The organism is Agrobacterium sp. CFBP 3001 (assembly GCF_027871605.1).
Lineage (GTDB): Bacteria > Pseudomonadota > Alphaproteobacteria > Rhizobiales > Rhizobiaceae > Agrobacterium > Agrobacterium leguminum.
Genome location: NZ_JAQAHD010000030.1, coordinates 26,039 through 44,201, shown reverse-complemented (window position 1 = coordinate 44,201; position 18,163 = coordinate 26,039). Strand labels below are relative to the sequence as shown.

General features: G+C 61.7%; 15 protein-coding genes. 10 read left to right on the top strand and 5 right to left on the bottom strand.

The window, feature by feature from the left end; genetic code table 11:
- Window positions 1-177: 177 nt before the first annotated feature.
- Entirely contained in the window at window positions 178-1,071 is an 894-nt protein-coding gene (locus tag PH605_RS23445) for a helix-turn-helix domain-containing protein (protein ID WP_020809316.1), read from the bottom strand.
- Window positions 1,072-1,290: 219 nt separating this feature from the next.
- On the opposite strand from PH605_RS23445, the gene PH605_RS23440 reads away from it, so the two are divergent.
- A complete protein-coding gene (locus tag PH605_RS23440; protein ID WP_162856876.1) occupies window positions 1,291-1,467 on the top strand; it encodes a hypothetical protein in 177 nt (58 codons plus the stop codon).
- A gap of 103 nt (window positions 1,468-1,570) precedes the next feature.
- Here PH605_RS23440 and katG read toward each other — a convergent pair whose 3' ends face one another.
- Window positions 1,571-3,742 (bottom strand): catalase/peroxidase HPI, encoded by a 2,172-nt coding sequence (gene katG, locus PH605_RS23435; protein ID WP_142846414.1) that lies wholly within the window; start codon window positions 3,740-3,742, stop codon window positions 1,571-1,573.
- 210 nt (window positions 3,743-3,952) lie between these two features.
- On the opposite strand from katG, the gene PH605_RS23430 reads away from it, so the two are divergent.
- From PH605_RS23430 to PH605_RS23400, 7 genes are all read left to right on the top strand, one after another.
- Window positions 3,953-4,858 carry a hydrogen peroxide-inducible genes activator gene (locus PH605_RS23430; RefSeq protein WP_142846416.1) on the top strand — a complete coding sequence of 302 codons (906 nt, stop codon included), beginning with the start codon at window positions 3,953-3,955 and terminating at the stop codon, window positions 4,856-4,858.
- Window positions 4,859-4,892: 34 nt separating this feature from the next.
- Entirely contained in the window at window positions 4,893-5,894 is a 1,002-nt protein-coding gene (locus tag PH605_RS23425) for a LacI family DNA-binding transcriptional regulator (RefSeq protein WP_142846418.1), read from the top strand.
- Between the two features lie 171 nt (window positions 5,895-6,065).
- On the top strand, window positions 6,066-7,100 hold the full coding sequence (locus PH605_RS23420) for a sterol desaturase family protein (protein WP_142846420.1): 1,035 nt from the start codon (window positions 6,066-6,068) through the stop codon (window positions 7,098-7,100).
- The gene (locus tag PH605_RS23415; RefSeq protein ID WP_020809312.1) at window positions 7,097-7,408 is read left to right on the top strand and encodes a MocE family 2Fe-2S type ferredoxin; all 312 of its coding nucleotides are present in this window, start codon (window positions 7,097-7,099) and stop codon (window positions 7,406-7,408) included. The genes PH605_RS23420 and PH605_RS23415 overlap by 4 nt, the downstream gene beginning before the upstream one ends.
- A 75-nt stretch (window positions 7,409-7,483) precedes the next feature.
- Window positions 7,484-8,428 (top strand): substrate-binding domain-containing protein, encoded by a 945-nt coding sequence (locus tag PH605_RS23410; RefSeq protein ID WP_142846422.1) that lies wholly within the window; start codon window positions 7,484-7,486, stop codon window positions 8,426-8,428.
- Window positions 8,429-8,485: 57 nt separating this feature from the next.
- A complete protein-coding gene (locus tag PH605_RS23405) occupies window positions 8,486-9,691 on the top strand; it encodes an NAD(P)/FAD-dependent oxidoreductase (protein ID WP_142846424.1) in 1,206 nt (401 codons plus the stop codon).
- Window positions 9,691-10,563 carry a sugar phosphate isomerase/epimerase family protein gene (locus PH605_RS23400; protein WP_142846426.1) on the top strand — a complete coding sequence of 291 codons (873 nt, stop codon included), beginning with the start codon at window positions 9,691-9,693 and terminating at the stop codon, window positions 10,561-10,563. Before PH605_RS23405 ends, PH605_RS23400 begins: the two co-directional genes overlap by 1 nt.
- Window positions 10,564-10,565: 2 nt before the next feature.
- Here PH605_RS23400 and PH605_RS23395 read toward each other — a convergent pair whose 3' ends face one another.
- The 3 genes from PH605_RS23395 to PH605_RS23385 all read right to left on the bottom strand — a co-directional run bounded on the left by PH605_RS23395 (window position 10,566) and on the right by PH605_RS23385 (window position 13,558).
- A complete protein-coding gene (locus tag PH605_RS23395) occupies window positions 10,566-11,444 on the bottom strand; it encodes a DUF3313 domain-containing protein (protein WP_020809308.1) in 879 nt (292 codons plus the stop codon).
- A gap of 108 nt (window positions 11,445-11,552) precedes the next feature.
- The gene (locus PH605_RS23390) at window positions 11,553-12,887 is read right to left on the bottom strand and encodes a sensor histidine kinase (protein WP_020809307.1); all 1,335 of its coding nucleotides are present in this window, start codon (window positions 12,885-12,887) and stop codon (window positions 11,553-11,555) included.
- On the bottom strand, window positions 12,884-13,558 hold the full coding sequence (locus tag PH605_RS23385; RefSeq protein WP_125146890.1) for a response regulator transcription factor: 675 nt from the start codon (window positions 13,556-13,558) through the stop codon (window positions 12,884-12,886). Before PH605_RS23385 ends, PH605_RS23390 begins: the two co-directional genes overlap by 4 nt.
- 276 nt (window positions 13,559-13,834) lie before the next feature.
- On the opposite strand from PH605_RS23385, the gene PH605_RS23380 reads away from it, so the two are divergent.
- Window positions 13,835-14,995, top strand: a complete 1,161-nt coding sequence (locus PH605_RS23380; RefSeq protein WP_142846428.1) for an efflux RND transporter periplasmic adaptor subunit — start codon at window positions 13,835-13,837, stop codon at window positions 14,993-14,995.
- Window position 14,996: 1 nt separating this feature from the next.
- Entirely contained in the window at window positions 14,997-18,149 is a 3,153-nt protein-coding gene (locus PH605_RS23375) for an efflux RND transporter permease subunit (RefSeq protein WP_142846430.1), read from the top strand.
- Window positions 18,150-18,163: the final 14 nt, after the last annotated feature.

Here is an 18,163-nt window from a genome sequence, read left to right as displayed (position 1 = left end):
CGGTGTTGCTCCTCTTTCGTGTCCGAGATCGTCGCCAAACGCTCGAATACGAGTAGAATCAACACCGTGCGCCATGTCCACCAAATTTAAACCGGACAGCAGTGGGACAAGCCCGAGGATGACGAAAGGTGAGGTTTGCGGCCTCACCAAAACACTGCGCATCGACCTCACCCAGCTTCAAAGCAGCCTGTGCAACCGTCGCCAGGCGGCGGGTGTGTTTCCCACGGACTGGCGGAAAGCCTTGGTCAGATGGGCCTGATCGGAAAAGCCGAGCTGGGCGGCGATATCGGCCACCGTCAGATCGCCTTCCAGCAGAAGTTTCTGGGCGGCATTGATGCGCCGTTCCAATTGCCATTGCAGCGGTGTCTTGCCGGTGGTCTGGCGAAATACGGTGGCGAACCAGCTTTCCGAAAGCCCGACAATATCGGCCATTTCGGCAACCGTCATGCGGTCGTCGCCACGCTTTTCGACCTGGGCAAGAAGCTTGTTCAACTGCGCCTGCGTCAGCCTGCCATTGACCTGCTCGGGCGAAGGGCCGGGAATATCCAGCAGGCCGGCAACGATGCTGCCGACGAGGCTTTCCGCATAGACCGCATGTTTCGAGGGTTCAGCCAGCTCATCGACCAGCAGGCCGGCAAGGGTTTCCACCGAGCCGATATCCTGTATCTCGACCGGACGGCGCAGCGCCGTCATCGCCGCCGAACTGCCCACCGAAGGTGACAGGAAACGCAAAAGGCGGTCCTTGTGAATATGCAGGTTAAGGTGCGAGAACCGATGCGTGGCGCTGCTGCTCGTCCACATCGGCACGCCGGCCGGCACATAAACCGCCCGTGTCATCGGCCGCGAATGGTTGGTGAACTCGCCATTGCGGTTGGACATGCTGATGCGCGAGGAGACATCGTTGAAAAAGATCATGATGCGCGGATCGGCGGCCAGATAGTAACCCTTCGCTCCCATCTGGCTTTCCGCTTCCCAGAACGCACTGACCAGCCCGTCGAACTGGCGCCATTTCACCGGCGCAGTGACGCTGATCCCTTCCGTGTGCCAGGTCATGGAATGCCAGAAACTCAATGCGGGTACCGTCCGGTTGTCGGGTCTGGGGTGAGCGTATGGAAAGACGGGCGCACCGCGCCAGTCAGCGCGCTTCAGCCCCAATAACATGACTTATCAATTCATGTTAATAGCAAAGATCATTATAAAGAGAAACATCCGCTGACGCGACAGCTCTGGAACCTCTGGGCGAAACGTCCGTTGAACTCCTGACAGGAACGCAACACGGGAGATTCATCAATGGACAGCAAAAAGGAACCGGGCAACTTCGCCGACAAGAAACGCGAAGAAAAGGGCCGCGGCGTCATCGTGGCCGGGCCGGATGCGCACGAAAACGAAAAGAGCGGCAAAGCTCCCTCCGCAAAGGCGGAAAAATCTTCATCCGGCGAACCGGTTGCGGCTTCTGACCGGCGATAGCATGCCGGAGCGAGCGCTGATGCGTCTTCGCCAAGCTACAGATAGAAAAACACCTCCCCGATCGCTCAGGGAGGTGCATCATCATTAAACAGTCGGCCTTTGCTTACAGAAGGTCGAAACGGTCGGCGTTCATCACCTTCGCCCAGGCGGCGATGAAATCACGCACGAATTTCTCCCTGCTGTCGTCCTGCGCATAAACTTCCGCATAGGCGCGCAAGATGGAGTTCGAACCGATGACGAGATCCACGCGGGTCGCCGTGTACTTGGCTACCCCGGTCTTGCGGTCACGAATCTCATAGAGATTGTTGCCGGTCGGAACCCAGGAATAGGCCATGTCCGTCAGCGTCGTGAAGAAGTCCGTCGTCAGCGCGCCGGGCTTGTCGGTAAACACGCCATGCGCCGTACCGGCATAATTTGCGCCGATAACGCGCAGGCCGCCGATCAGCACTGTCAGTTCCGGCGCGGTGAGAGCGAGAAGCTGGGCGCGGTCCAGAAGCAGTTCTTCGGGGCTGACGACATAGTCCTTCTTGACCCAGTTGCGGAAACCATCCGCCAGCGGCTCAAGCGGCGCAAAGCTGTCAGCATCCGTCTGCTCGGCGGAAGCATCGCCGCGGCCGGCCGCGAAAGGCACGGCAATGTCGAAGCCGGCCGCTTTCGCCGCCTGCTCCACACCGTAATTGCCGGCCAGAACGATCACATCCGCAATGCTTGCGCCGGTTTCACGGGCAATCGGTTCCAGTACCGAGAGCACACGGGACAGACGGGCGGGCTCATTGCCTTCCCAGTCCTTCTGCGGCGCGAGTCGGATGCGTGCGCCATTGGCGCCGCCGCGCTTGTCAGAACCGCGGAAAGTGCGGGCGCTGTCCCAGGCGGTCGAGACCAGATCGGCAACGGAAAGACCGGAAGCCGCGATCTTCGCCTTGACGGCGGCGACATCGTAGCTGGTGGAGCCTGCGGGGATGGGATCCTGCCAGATCAGGTCTTCCGCCGGAACGTCCGGGCCGAAATAACGGGACTTCGGCCCCATGTCGCGGTGGGTCAGCTTGAACCAGGCGCGGGCAAAGACCTCGGAGAAATGGTCCTGATCGTCCTTGAACTTCAGCGAAATCTCGCGGTAGATCGGGTCGACCTTCAGGGCCATGTCGGCATCGGTCATCATCGGAATGGTGCGGATCGAGGCATCCTCGACGTCGACAGGCTTGTCTTCCTCGGCGATGGTGATCGGCGCCCATTGCGATGCACCGGCGGGGCTGTGCGTCAACGTCCACTCATGCTTGAACAGCATATCGAAGAACCCATTGTCCCACTTGGTCGGCTCGCTCGTCCACGCGCCCTCGATGCCGGATACCACGGTGTCGCGACCGATGCCGCGGCCCTTGGTGTTGATCCAGCCGAGACCCTGAAATTCCGGGCCTGCGGCTTCCGGATCGGGGCTGAGGTTGGCGGCGCTGCCATTGCCGTGCGACTTGCCGATGGTGTGGCCGCCGGCGGTAAGCGCCACGGTTTCCTCGTCATCCATGCCCATGCGGGCAAAGGTTTCGCGCATCTGCGCCGCCGTCGCCAGCGGATCGGACTTGCCGTTCACGCCTTCCGGGTTGACGTAGATGAGGCCCATCTGCACGGCAGCGAGCGGGTTTTCCAGCGTCGCGGGCTTGGTCACGTCGCCGTAACGGCCGTCGCTCGGCGCCAGCCATTCCTTTTCGTCACCCCAATAGGTGTCCTTTTCCGGAGCCCAGATATCTTCGCGGCCGAAAGCAAAGCCGAAGGTCTTCAGACCGGCAACGTCATAGGCAATGGTGCCGGCGAGCGCGATCAGGTCTGCCCAGGAAATCTTGTTGCCGTATTTCTTCTTGATCGGCCACAGGAGACGGCGGCCCTTGTCGGTGTTCACGTTGTCCGGCCAGGAATTGAGCGGGGCAAAACGCTGGTTGCCGGTGTTGGCGCCGCCGCGGCCGTCAGTCACGCGGTAAGAACCCGCCGCATGCCAGGTAACGCGCGCCATCATGCCCACATAGCTGCCCCAGTCGGCCGGCCACCAGTCCTGGCTGTCGGTCATCAGCGCGCGCAGATCGGCTTTCAACGCTTCGACATCGAGCGTCTTCAGGGCTTCACGATAGTTGAAGGAGGTGCCGAGCGGATTGGTCTTGGTGTCGTGCTGGTGCAGGATGTCGAGGTTCAGCGCATTCGGCCACCATTCGGTTACCGATTTACCCGAGGCCGTATTGCCTCCATGCATGACAGGACACTTGCCAGCCGGTTTTGAAGTTGCGTCCATTTCGCCCTCCGATGGGTTTAACAATTAAACGAAATAATCAATTCGACATGTGCAGCGTTAGAGCCAGAGCCAGCGGCAGGTCATGGGAAAACCGTGCAGCGACGCTGGTAACCTCTCACAGCTACAGCTTCTTTCTGTCATGAAGATGACTAACAGCCGGGTTCCATAATTTCCAATTGTATATTCTAAAGGCTGCGATATGCTGAGCTTATGATTGCGCTCTCCATGAAACATCTCCGTTATTTCGACGCTCTGGCCAAGATCGGTCATTTCGGTCGGGCGGCGGAGGTGTGCGCGATTTCCCAACCTGCACTATCTTTGCAGATCCGGGAACTGGAGGAATTGATCGGTGCGCCGCTCGTCGAACGCGGCAGCCGCCAGATCAGGCTGACCGCGCTTGGCGAGGAATTCGCCGAACGCACCCGCTCGATATTGCGTTCGGTGGACGAGTTGCAGGATCTGGCGCGTGCGGGGCACGGCCCTCTCAGCGGTCGCCTGCGCATCGGTGTCATTCCCACCGTCGCGCCCTATCTTTTGCCGCAGGTGATCAAGACGCTCACGCGGCATTATCCCGGACTGGAAGCACGCCCGCGCGAGGCGGTGACGCAGAAACTCATCGAGGACCTTCTGGAAGCCCGGCTCGACATGGCAATCGTCGCGCTGCCCGTTTCGGAACCCGCGCTGGAGGAGGTTCCGCTGTTTTCGGAAGAATTCATTCTGGTGCGGCCGATGGAGGATGCGGGCATGCCGGTGCCAAGCGCCGACAAGCTGGGCGAAATGCGCCTACTGCTGCTGGAAGAAGGCCATTGCTTCCGCAACCAGGCGCTTTCCTTCTGCAGCACGACCAATGCGCCGCCCCGCGTGCTGATGGAAGGCTCCTCGCTCTCCACCCTCGTGCAGATGGTCGGCGCCGGCATCGGCGTCACGCTCATTCCGCAGATGGCCGTCGATATGGAGACACGGCAATCCACGGTCTCGGTGTTCCGGCTAGCGGAACCGCGCCCGTCGCGCACCATCGGCATCGTGTGGCGCAAGAGCAATCCGCTCTCGGCGCAGTTCAGCCATATCGCCGAAATCGTCCGCGAATGCGGCCTTCAGAAACTCGGTCTGTCTTGAAGACGACAGACACATCAATATCAGGAAAGCGAATGTGAGCAGGCCGAATTACCGCGATATCGCCCGCCTCGCAGGCGTTGGAACCGCCACGGTCGAGCGGGTGCTAAACGGGCGCGGCGGCGTTCGTGCCGAACTCGTGGAAAAGGTCGTTCTTGCCGCACGCACACTGGATTATCCGCGCACCCTGCCGGAGACCCACCGAGGCCTCTTGCGCATAGAAGTGCTGATGGTACGCCCGGACACCACCTTTTACCGGCGGCTTTCCAAGGCCTTCGAAAGAATTGCGGCAACGCTCGACCCTCTCGTCGTTGTCCACCGCAGCTTCGCAGAAGAGATGAAGCCGGACGAGCTGGCGAGCCGCATCACCGCCGCCGCAAAGGCGCGCGCGGGCCTTATCCTCGCCAGTCCGAGCAGCCCGGCGGTTAGCGCCGCCGTCGAGGCGGCGGTGGCGCGCGGCGTGCCGGTCGTGCATGTCGTCACGCGCGCTTCGGCGGAAAAGGGCGAATTCATCGGCATCGACAACGGCGCGGCGGGACGGACGGCGGCGCACTTCATCACCCGCATGGCACGCCAGCCCGGCCCGGTCATCGCGCTCTGCCATCCGATCTATCAGGTCCACCGCGACCGTATCGGTGGCTTTTCCGATTACTTCCGCGATCATCCTGGTGAACATCGCTTCGAATGGCTGGGCTTTACCCGCGACGACGAATATTACGGCGCCGAGGCCCTGCGCATGGCGCTCGATCTCTATCCAGACATGGCCGGACTCTATAATGCCGGCGGCGCGAATGCCGCCCTGATCGACGTTCTTCGCCGGCATCCGCGCGGCAGCGAGATATTCTTCGTCGGCCATGAATTGACCGATTATACCCGCAAGGCGCTGAATGACGGCATCATGGATATCGTGCTCGATCAGGCCCCCGAGGCGCAGGCCCGCCGGGCGCTGGATCTCGTCCTTCGCCGGATCGGTCTCACCGATATCGAACCCGATAACGCGCCCATTCGCTTCGTCACCATCACCGCCGAAAGCCTTTGATCTGATTTGATCAAGGAAGGCTTCGGCGTTCACCGCCCGCCCTGCTAATTTCTCTTCAGGGAGGAAAGCCGCAGAGCGCGAGAGTGCCGGCGGCCATGGCGTTCAGACGCCCTTCTTCATCATGAAAACTTGCGCGGGCGCATCGAGAGCGATCGTCCGAAGGAGAGCGCTATGGACGATCTGAAATATGGAACGCGTAACAAGCGCGGCGACTGGGCGCCCCACCAGCCGGTGGAAACAGCACCGCTCTTTGCCTTTCCGCCGCGCCTCGTGGCGGTGCTGAAGTGGCTCCCGCATTATTTTTTTCCGTGGAATGCGATCTTCGCGCTTTCTGCAGTCGGCTACTGGGCCTTTGTCATTCCGCCCGTCGAAACCATGGCCACGCTTGGCTTCGGCTGGATCGCCTGGCTTTATGCGGTCAATGCGGTCTGCGTCTTTCTCTTCTACGGCGGTTTCGAACTCCATCTCTATATTCTGAAGCGGCAGGAAAACCGCTTCAAATATAACGGCAAATTTCCCGCCGAACAGAAGAGCAAGGCCTTCTGGTTCGAGAGCCAGAACCTCGACAACATCCTGCGCACCTTCCTTTCCGGCGTGACGATCTGGACCGCCATCGAAGTGGCGATGTTGTGGGCCTATGCCAATGGTTATGCGCCATGGCTCAGCTTTGCCGAAAATCCATGGACGCTCGCAGCCGTGGGGCTCGTTGTGCCGATCATCCACGAATTTCACTTCTTCTGCATTCACCGGCTCATCCACACGCCGCTGCTTTATAAATGGGTGCATTCCGTCCACCACAATTCGGTGAACCCGTCGCCCTGGTCGTCGCTATCCATGCATCCGGTCGAGCATCTGCTTTATTTCGGCACCGCCTTTTATCACCTGGTCCTGCCGTCCAACCCGGTCCTCATGCTTTACCAGCTGCATTATGCGGGTTTCGGCGCGATCCCCGGCCATGTCGGCTTCGACAAGGTCGAGATCGGCGAGGACAAGCTGGTCGATAGCCATGCCTATGCGCATTACCTCCACCACAAATATTTCGAGGTGAATTACGGCGACGCCCTCATCCCGCTCGATAGGTGGTTCGGCACCTGGCACGACGGCTCGGCCGAGGGAGAAGCCCGCATGCAGGAACGCTATCGCAAACGCAAAGAAAAACTCGCGGCCCGCAAGGCGCGCAACACCATCGGGGAGGCAGCCGAATGAACTGGGTTTCAGCCTGCAAACTGGAAGACATCGAACAGGAAGGCGCGATCCGCTTCGACCACGCCGGACGCACCTATGCGATCTACCGCGGTCCGGATGACAGCGTTTATTGCACAGCCGGCCTCTGCACCCATGAGGCCATCCATCTCGCCGAAGGGCTGGTGATGGATTTCGAGGTGGAATGTCCCAAGCATTCCGGCGCCTTCGATTATCGCACCGGCGAGGCGCTGCGGCTGCCCGCCTGCGAAAACCTGAAGACCTATCCGGCGCAGGTGGTGGACGGCGAAGTACGCATCACCATCGGCTAGGCCGGGCTTTCGAGCAGGCCCGAAAGGGCCTCCGGAATGCACCCGGGCGGCCCGGCGCCCCAAGGGAGGACAAACATGAAATCCATCTGTACCATCGCCGCTGTGGCGGTCCTTTTCGCGGGCACGGCATCGGCCGAGACCATCGGCGTTTCGATGCAGAGCTTCGACAATAATTTCCAGACCCTGCTGCGCGAAGGGCTTGGCGCCCGGGCGTCTGAGGTCGACGGCGTCAAGATCCAGGTCGAGGACGCGCAGGCCGATATTTCCAAGCAGCTCAACCAGGTCAATAATTTCATCGCCGCAAACGTCGACGCGATCATCGTGACGCTGGCAGACACCTCGGCCGCACCCGGCATCAGCGATGCCGCCGCCAAGGCGGGCATTCCGCTGGTCTACCTCAACCTCGAACCGGACAATGTCGCCAAACTGCCGGAAAAGCAGGCCTATGTCGGCTCACGGGAAACCGATGCGGGGCGGCTGGCCGGCGAAGCGGCCTGTTCGTTGCTCAAGGAGAAGGGAAAGGCCGCCGACGCGCAGGCCTATATATTGATGGGCGATCTGGCCCATCAGGCCTCGCGCAACCGCACCTCGTCCTTCAAGCAGGCGCTCACATCCGGCGACTGCAGGGCCGTCACCATCGCCGACGAGCAATCGGCCGCCTGGACACGGACAACCGCCATGGACATGACGACCAACTGGATCACCGCCGGCCGGCCCATCGACGTCGTCTTCGCCAATAATGACGAGATGGCGATCGGCGCGGTTCAGGCGCTGAAGGCGGCCAGCGTTTCGATGGACGATGTGATCGTCATCGGCATCGACGCCACGCCGGACGGTCTCGCCTCCATGGCCGCTGACGATCTCGACGCCACGGTTTTCCAGAACGCCAAGGGGCAATCGACAAGCGCGCTCGATGCCGCCGTCGCCCTGATACGCGGCACGCCGGTCGACAAACAGGTCATGGTTCCGTTCGAACTGGTGACGCGGAAGAACATGACCGACTACGCCAGCCGAAACTGATCCTCCCCCAGCCGGTGCACCCTGAAAAGCGCGCCGGTCCCTTCTTACGGAGATACCATGGACGCAATTGTCATCATCGGCGCCGGCGAGGCGGGCACACGTGCCGCCTTTGCGCTGCGCGAAGCGGGCTTTGCAGGCAACGTCACGCTGGTCGGCACGGAGCCGCACCCACCCTATGAACGGCCCCCGCTCTCCAAACCGCTCGAAGGTGCGGTGCGGATGAAACCCATCTGCGGCGACGGAGCACTGGAGACTGCCCGCATCTCCTATCGTCAGGGCGTATCGGCGACCCGGATCGATGTGAAAGACCGTCTTGTGACACTTGATGACGGGTGGACGCTCGGCTATGACAGGCTGCTGCTTGCAACCGGGGCACAGCCGCGAAAATTAACATGCCCCGGCGCGGGGCTGGCGCTGGATTTCCGCACCCACGCGGATGCGCAGGCGATTTTCTCCCGCAAAAATAGCGGCGCCCGGATCGCGATCATCGGCGGCGGGCTTGTCGGAATGGAACTTGCAGCGGTTCTGCGTGGCAAGGGGGTTGCGGTCAACATTATCGAGGCCGCAACACGGCCGCTCGGCCGCGCGGTTCCCCCGCGTTTTGCCGAAAGGATACACAAGCGCCATCTCGAAGAGGGCGTGAATTTCCATCTGGGACAGGGCGTTTCGGAAATCACGCCGGAAGCAGTTTTGCTTACCGAAGGCGCGCGCGTACCGGCCGATATAGTCGTCTCCGCCATCGGCGTCCTGCCCAATGTCGCATTGGCGCAAACGGCTGGGCTTGCGACCGGAAACGGCATTCTGACCGATGCTTTCCTGCGCACCAGCGATCCCCATATCTTCGCGGCGGGCGATTGCGCGGCCGTCTCGCAAGCCGCCGGCGGACATATCCGGTTTGAAAGCTGGCGCAATGCCCGCAGCCAGGCGGAGGTCGCAGCGCATAACATTCTTGGCGCAAACGAGGCCTTCGCCGCCCTACCTTGGTTCTGGTCGGATCAATATGATCTCGGCCTTCAGGTCGCGGGCCTGCCGCAGCCGGAGCATCAGAGCGTCACCCGACCGCTGGGCGATGGCGAACTGGAATTCTACCTTCAGGACGGCCGCCTTGTCGCCGCCGCCGGGCTGGGCGTCGGCAACAGCGTCGCCAGAGACATCAAACTGGCCGAGATGCTGATCGTCGCCGGCATCAATCCCGATCCGTCGGCTCTTGCCGACCCCGGCGTCAATCTCAAATCATTGCTGAAAACCGCGCGGGCGGCCTGATGCAGAAATTGCTCGTCTTTCAATCGTTGTGGGCCATGGAAAGGCTCTCCGGCGACAGCCATGAACCCAGCCTTGAGGAAAACATAGCCCGGATCGCCGCAGCGGGTTTCGATGGCGTCAGCGCGCATTATACCGACCGTGCGGATGTATTGCGTCTCAACAGGGCGATCCGTGGCACGGGCCTTCGGATCGAAGGTGTCTGCTTTCCGCGCAGTATCGAGGATCTGCGCCAGACGTTGGCGCTGGCGCAGGAGTTTCCCGTCAGCCATATCGATCTTCAGGCGGATATCCGTCCGCGCCGGGTGGAAGATTGTCTGCCGCTTCTTGACGGCTGGATGCGGCTTGCCGAAGAGGCGGGCGTTCCCGTCTTCATCGAAACCCATCGCAACCGGATGACCAGCGATCTCCTGTTCACGCTCGACCTTCTGGAACGGCGGCCTGAACTGCCGCTGCTGGCCGATCTGTCCCACTATCTCGTTGCCCGCGAATTCGCCTTTCCAGTCGAAGATGAAAGCCAGCGGCAGATCCGCCGCATCCTTCGCAATGCGCAGGCCTTTCACGGACGTGTCGGCTCCTGCGAGCAAATCCAGATCGAGATTTCCTTCGCCCATCACCGCCCATGGGTCGATCTGTTTCTGAACTGGTGGGACTATGGATTCCGCCACTGGCGATCGCTTGCGCCCGATAATGGTGAGCTGGTCTTCACCTGTGAACTCGGCCCCAGCCCCTATGCCATCACCGGCCGGGACGGCAGCGATTCCACCGATAGATGGGTGGAATCGCTGCAACTCAAGACGATGGCGCAGACGCTATGGGCGCAAACCGCTCATTCTGCGAGCGGGATCGCGACCGTCTCCCATATCAACCGCTGATGTTATCGCGACGCGGCCTTTGCGGATCTGTCGGTCCATTCGGGTGGCGCACCGAACTTGTCGGCCACCATGCCCTGCAGGCCGCGCGACCGGCCATAGGCATCGCATTCGACATATTTCGGTTTTCCACCCAGGGCGGACCGGATTCGATGGCCGGAGGGGATAGAGAGGTTCAGCCCGTCGGAGACCTTGCCTGTCACCAGAATGCGCGAGAAGTAGTTGGAGAAATCGGCGGCTAGCTCGTAGGCATCTCCGATTTCCGAGACGCGGGCGTTGCCCGTGATGGAATTCGCTCCCTTGGACCAGACGGCCGCAGCGCGCTGGACGCCGGTGCTGTCCACCGCCTCCGCCTCGACGGCGAGGCCGCCAAGCCCGAATGGAAGACGCGGCACGCTGACCGGCAGGACGAAGCCGCTGCCGAGCGTCACGGCCGTCGATACCCCGGCCATGGTCTTATCGGTCGGCACCAGATCGGTGATGACCGTGCGCACCGTCATGTCCGCCGGCTGGCCCAGCGCGGCAATCCGGTATTTATCGCTGAGCGCCACGCAGATGGCGCGATCCAGCGCATTCGAAACAAGGACACGGTCCTTTTCCGATGTGACCCGCGACGAGGCCGCAAAGGAGAAGGTGGTCGGCACGATGGCGACGGTCTTGACGCCGGCCAGTCCGTTGGCGTCCACGAAGGTGCGCGATTTGGTGAACTTGCCCTTGACCGGGCTGAGTTGCGCATAAGAGGTCAGCGTACCGCCTTCCTTGAGCGGCACGGACGTGCAGCCGGACATGATGATGGCAAAGGGCAAGGTGGCGAAGGCGACGCCGCGACCGCGGGAGGCCCTGTCGCCGGAAGCCCTGGCAAACAGACTGCACTGTTGTTTCACTGCACGTACTCCAGTTGGCATGGTTGATCCTGTGCCCCACACGGTACGACAGCGAAAATTGCGGCAACATTACAATTGCCCGCCCCTGAAAGCGCGCGCAACGCAGGATCAGAAACGTAACCGGAAGGTGCTCCCGAAGGCGCTGCTGTCCAGAAAGATTCGCCCGTTATGGTTGGCGACGATCTGCTTGACGAGGCTGAGGCCAAGGCCGGCCCCGGTGCTGCGCGGTGTAACGCGATAAAAGGGCTCGAAAATCCGCTCCCGCTGATCTTCGGCTATCCCCTGTCCCTCATCGGAAACCGCGATCTCGCCACTGGCGAGAATCGAGACGTGGATCATCCCCCTGTTTCCGCCATGGTCGATGGCGTTGCGCACGATGTTGCTGATGGCGCGCGGCAAGGTGAACGGGTTGCCCAGTATTTCATATCGCGCGACCTGCGTTTCGAAGGAGATATCGTAGCCCGCCGCAAGCGCGAGCGGGGCCAGATCGGCAACGACAGTGCGCGCCGTCTCGACGAGGTCCAGCGTTTCGCGCCGGTCGTTCACCTGATCGTTTCTTTCGAAGGCGAGAAGCTGTTCCGTGGTTTCCCCAAGCCGCGCGACATCCTCCATCAGGCGTTGCTGCTCGGGCCCGGGCAGGCCCTCTATTCGGGTCTGCATGATCGCAATCGGCGTTCTCAGCTCATGCGCCGCATCGATGAGAAAACGCTGCCGCGCCCGAAACTGCTCTTCAAGCCGTTCGAGGATGCCGTTGAAGGCAAGGATCAGGGGCACCACCTCCCGCGGCACATCCTCGACCGGAAGCTTCGAGCCCGGCCGGCGCGGATCGATCTCGGGAGCCTTTTTGACGACGGAATTAAGGCCGGCAAGCGCCTCGCGCACGATGCGGGGAACCGAGAAGAACACGGCGGGCAAGATGACAGCCAGGAGGGGAACGTAAATCTTGTAGGTTCCGGCAAGGAGCGCCAAAAACTGCCCCCTCATATGCGTGGTTCCGCCGAACATGACCCTGACGGAACCCCACTTCGTCTCCATGCTTTCAACCAGGGCGACCTCGGAGACGCCCTTTCCGCCGCGAATATCGGCATCCGTCAGCAAATGCAGATAAGGCGACAATTCCTCATAAACGGCAGGCACGGCGCCATAGCTCGCCACCCGCCCGTCCAGCGTGGAAGCCACGAACCAGAGCGTTGAGTTCTCCGCCTTCAGGGCCTGCAATGCCGGGCCATTGGTAACGACCAATCCTTTTTGCGGATCGAGCGAAAGCGACTCATCGAGTGTTGCCGACAGATCGTCCCAGAGCGCAATATTGGGCGAAAGCATCGTCATGCCGTAAAAGCAGAGGCCGATGATGACCACGGCAATCATGGCGGAGACGACGACGCTGAGCTGCCAGCTCAGTTTCCACCACAAGGACGAGTTAGAGGTACCCTGCGCTTTCATGCCTCTTCCTTCAACAGATAACCGATGCCGCGAATATTATGGACGCCAACGCCTGCGGAGGCATCGAACAGGCGTTTTCGCAGCCGCGATATATGCGCGTCGAGCGCATTGGACTGGATCTCCTCCTCGTAATTGTAGACGGCCGCCTCAAGCGTGGAACGCAGCACGGATTTGCCCTTGCGTTTCGCCAGCGCAACGAGAATCGCAAGCTCGCGCCTTGGCAGATCGAAGGGAGCGGAATTGATCGTGACGCTGAGATGGAGCGGATCGATAACGATGCGGCCGGCGGTGATCTCGGCCGGCGCAAGGTTTGCCGGCCTTCTTAGAACCGCACGCACCCGTGCCAGCAGCTCACCGACGAGAAACGGTTTGCCAAGATAATCGTCGGCGCCGCCATCCAGTCCGGCGATGCGGTCTTCCGGCTCGTTCAATGCCGTCAATAGAATGATCGGCGTGTCGATGCCGGCGTGGCGCAGCTGCGGAATGAAGGCAAGTCCCTCCCCGTCCGGCAGGCGGCGATCAAGCAGGATGGCGTCATAGACGTGCTGGCGCGTCAGCTCCATCGCATCGCCGAGCCACATCGTATGGTCGATGACGATGCCCTGCCTGCCGAGCGTCGCCGTCAGCGCATCCGCCATTGCCTTTTCGTCTTCGATCAACAGAAGTCTCATGCGTCACCGTCCCTTCGCATTCCCTTGTCTGCCAGAAAGGTTGCGGCAGTATTGCGGCAAAGAAGACGCCGGAGCATTTCCAACCCCGTGCATGGCGGTTTCCCCTCCAAAAAGGCATGAAATCAGGGCGATGGAACATCAGACCCTGCTGTTTAAGCAACTGCGTTCGCAAGGGTAATGCTGCTGCAATTATGGACACCTATCCAGATGCCATACGCCTCAAGAGAGGCAATGTAACCGCCTGAGCGGCGGTACCGGTATGGAAAGGATTTCAGCATGTGGGTGAAGAGAACCATCAAGGCGGGGATCGCGCTTGCAGGTTGCGTTCTCGTTGTCACCGCTCTCGATCCGGCGCGCGGCAGCGTCGATGCGAATGAGCGTGTCAAAGGCATCGTGAATGGGCTCGTCGAGACTGCCGCGATGAGCCCGGCAGGCACTCCCTTCGAGCTGACGGCCACCGAAACGGCAAAGATCGGCACGCGCCCGATGGTGGAGCGGCTTGGTATCAGCGGCGAGCTTCAGCCGATCACCCGCGTGGTGATCCGCGCCCGTGAAGCCGGCAAGATCGTCGAGATGAATGTCCGCGACGGAGACACGGTGCAGGCGGGCGAGCTGCTCGTGCGTTTCGAAACCGACGAGCTGCAATCGACGCTTTTGCTGCGGCAGAGCGACCGGGATGCGGCCGAGGCCGAGCTGATGCTGGCAATGCAGGCCCTGACGAGAACCGAACAGCTTGCGCTGAAAAACATCGCTTCGGCAGAACAGCTCGACAAGGCGAAAAGCGATGTCGCGGTGAAGACGGCAAGGCTCCAGAGCCTCTCGGCGCAGGCGGATATTGCCCGCCTCGCCCTTCGCAATGCCGAAATCCGCGCGCCCTTCGGTGGCACCGTCACCCGGCGGCTTGCCGAGGCGGGATCGCGCGTCGGTGCGGATGGCGAGCTTCTCACGCTGGTCGATACCAGCGTGCTGGAGGCGAAGGTTCTTGTCGCCACGCGCGATGTTCCGCGCGTCGCCCTCGGCCAGACGGCGGAACTGGAGATTGACGGCCTTGGCGGCCAGATCGTCAAAGGCACGGTCGACCGCATCAGCCCGGTTGCCGAAGACGGCACCCGCTTCGTCGCCGTCTATCTGCGGCTTGCCAATCGTGACGGCCGGCTGTGGGGCGGAATGTTCGCCAGCGGATCGATTCTGCTGCGCGAGAAAAACGATGCGCTCGTCGTTCCCGCCATCGCGCTGCGCAAGGATGAGGCCGGTTATCATGTGCTCAAGGTGCAGGACGGCCATCTTCGCCGCCAGACAGTCACGGTGGGAGCGCGCTGGAACGGCGGCAACCTGATCGAGATTGCCGCCGGGTTGAAGGATGGCGAGACCATCCTGACCGCGCCGCTTCCACAATTGCGGTCCGATATGGCCGTCACCGTCGACAAGGCAGGCTGACATGTTCTTGACCCGCATATCCGTTACCCAACCCGTTTTCGCCACCATGATGATGGTTGCGCTTCTGGTCATGGGCGCTTTCTCGCTGCAACGGCTTGGGCTGGACCAATATCCCAATGTCGACGTTCCCGTGGTGGTGGTCATCACCTCTTATCCCGGTGCCACGCCGGAGACGGTGGAAACCGAAGTGACACGCCCGGTCGAGGATGCGCTGAACGCCATTGGCGGTCTCGATGAGGTCACCTCCACCTCCTATGAGGGGCGCTCCGTCGTCGTCGCGAAATTCAAGCTTGAGGTGCGCAGTTCGGCCGCCGCGCAGGAGGTGCGCGACAAGATCGCCGCCATCGAGGCGAATTTTCCCGAAGATGCCAAAAAGCCGGTCATATCGAGGTTCGACCCCGCCGCCGAGCCGATCCTGTCGGTGGCGATTAGTTCGACGTCGCTCGATGTGCCCGCCCTCACCAGCCTTGCCGACCAGAAGGTGGTGCGGCAGTTGACAACGGTTGCCGGCGTCGGCCAGGCAACGCTGGTCGGCGCCCGCAAACGGCAGATCGATGTGACAATCGACGAGACGCGCATGCGCGCCCTCGGGATCGGCATCAACGAGGTGGTGAATGCGCTGCGCACCGGCAACAGCAACAGCCCAGCCGGTAGCGTCGTCGATCCCGTCTCCGAACGCACGATCCAGGTGCAGGGGCGTATCGAGGAGCCGCAGGCGCTGCTGGATATGGTCGTGGCAAGGCACGGCGGCGCGGCCGTTGCGCTTCGCGATGTCGCCACGCTCTCCGAAGGAGCGGCCGATGCCGAAAACCGCGCCCTTTATAATGGCCAGACGGCGCTGGCGATCGACATCGTCAAGGTTCAGGACGCCAATACGGTTCAGGTCGCGACGGATGTGAGGAAGCGCCTCGATGCGCTCAACGCCGAGCTTGCCCCACAGAACGTGCAATTGCGCATCGTCACGGATTCATCGATACCGATCCGCGAATCCGTCAATCAGGTACAGACGACACTGATCGAAGGTGCGGCGCTCGCCGTCGCCATCGTCTTCCTGTTTCTAAATTCCTGGCGCAGCACGGTGATTACCGGGCTGACATTGCCGATAGCAATTATCGGTACGCTCGCGGTGATCCATTTCCTCGGCTTCACGCTCAATACGCTCAGCCTGCTGGCGCTGACGCTTTCCATCGGCATTCTGGTGGATGACGCCATCGTGGTGCGCGAAAATATCACCCGCCATCTTCACATGGGTAAATCGCATCTGCGCGCGGCCCTCGACGGCACCAATGAAATCGGGCTTGCGGTAATCGCGACAACGGCGACAATCGTGGCAGTCTTCCTGCCGGTCGCCTTCATGGACGGCATTGTCGGCCGGTTTTTCTACGAATTCGGCGTCACCGTTTCCGCCGCCGTCCTGATCTCGCTCTTCGTCGCCTTCACGCTCGACCCGATGCTGTCCAGCGTCTGGTACGATCCGGACGCCCAGCCCGATGCGAAGCGCGGGCAGGTGGGCCGCCTGATCGCCCGTTTCGACCACGGCTTCGAATGGATGGCCGGGCAATATCGCCGGGCAATCGGCTGGACCCTGCGGCATCGGCTCGTCACCCTGCTAGTCGCGTCGGGCATCTTTATCGGCAGCCTGTTCATGGTGCCGCTGGTCGGCACGGAATTCGTTCCGAATGCCGATGAGGGCCGCTTTCAGGTCAATATTACCGCGCCGGTCGGCTCCTCGCTGGACTATACGACAACGAAGGTGCGGCAGGTCGAAAAGGCGCTGAAGGAATTTCCGGAAGTCGAGACGCTCTATTCCACCGTCAATACCGGCGGCGCCGCCGGCAAGCATCGGGCCGCCATAATGGTGGGGCTGGTGCCGCTCGACATGCGGAGCCGGACTACACTCTCCCTTGCCGAACCGGTTCGCAAACGCCTGTCAGCCATACCGGGCATAGAGGTCACGATCCTGCAGAATGGCCTTGGCGGCGGCGAAAGCCCGGTGCAGCTCAGCATCCTCGGCGACGATCGGGCGGTCCTCGAAAAAATCGCCACCGGTCTGGTCGAAGACATGAAGAAAATCCCCGGCCTCGTGGATGTGACCTCCAGCGCCAAAGATGTGACCTCCATTCTTTCGGTCCGTCTGAAGCCCGCGGCGGCGAGCGATCTCGGCATTGCCCGCTCCGATCTTGCCGCAGCGCTTTCCCCCCTCATCGGCGGCGAGGATGTGTCGAAATGGACGGATGCGGACGGCAACAGCTACGATATCGTCATCCGCCTGCCCGTCGAGCGGCGGTCCGACGCGGCAGGTCTCGGTGAATTGATGATCGCAACCGGCCGCACGGCCGCGAACGGCGCGCCGCTGATGGTGCGTCTCGACCAAGTCGCCGATATCGGCGTCATGCCGGCCCCCGCCGAAATCCGCCGCATCGACAATCGCCGCGAGATACTGGTTTCGGCCAATATCGCCGGCCGCACGCTTGGCGAGGTGACGGAGACGTTGCAGGGCCTGACCGCCGGTCGTGACCTGCCGAACGGCTATCGCATCCGCTTCGGCGGTGACGCCGAAACCATGCAGGAGACCATCGGCCACATGGTCACGGCGCTTACCATGGCCGTCATCTTCATCTACATCGTGCTCGCCTCGCAATTCGGCAGCTTCATGCAACCGCTCGCCATCATGGCGTCCCTGCCGCTTTCGCTTGTCGGCGTCCTCATCGGGCTGATGGTGGCCGGCAGCACGATCAACATGTTCTCGCTGATCGGCTTCATCATGCTGATGGGCCTCGTGACCAAGAACGGCATCCTTCTGGTCGATTTCGCCAATCGCGAGCGGCGGCGTGGGCTTTCGCTGAACGAGGCGCTGGAAAATGCTGGCGTCATCCGCTTCCGCCCGATCATCATGACGACGCTCGCGATGATCTTCGGCATGATCCCGCTCGGTCTCGCCGTCGGCGGCGGTGGCGCGCAGCGTGCGCCGATGGCCCATGCGGTGGTTGGCGGCCTCATCAGTTCCACGCTGCTGACCCTGATCGTGGTGCCGACCATCCTGTCCTATATAGACAGCATCGTCAGGCGTTTTACCCGCCTGTTGCCGAAAGCGCCGGACGGAACGGGGCATTCGAACCATCAGGCGCAACCTTCCCAGAAGCAGCCGGCCTGAAAAGGCCGGTTTGC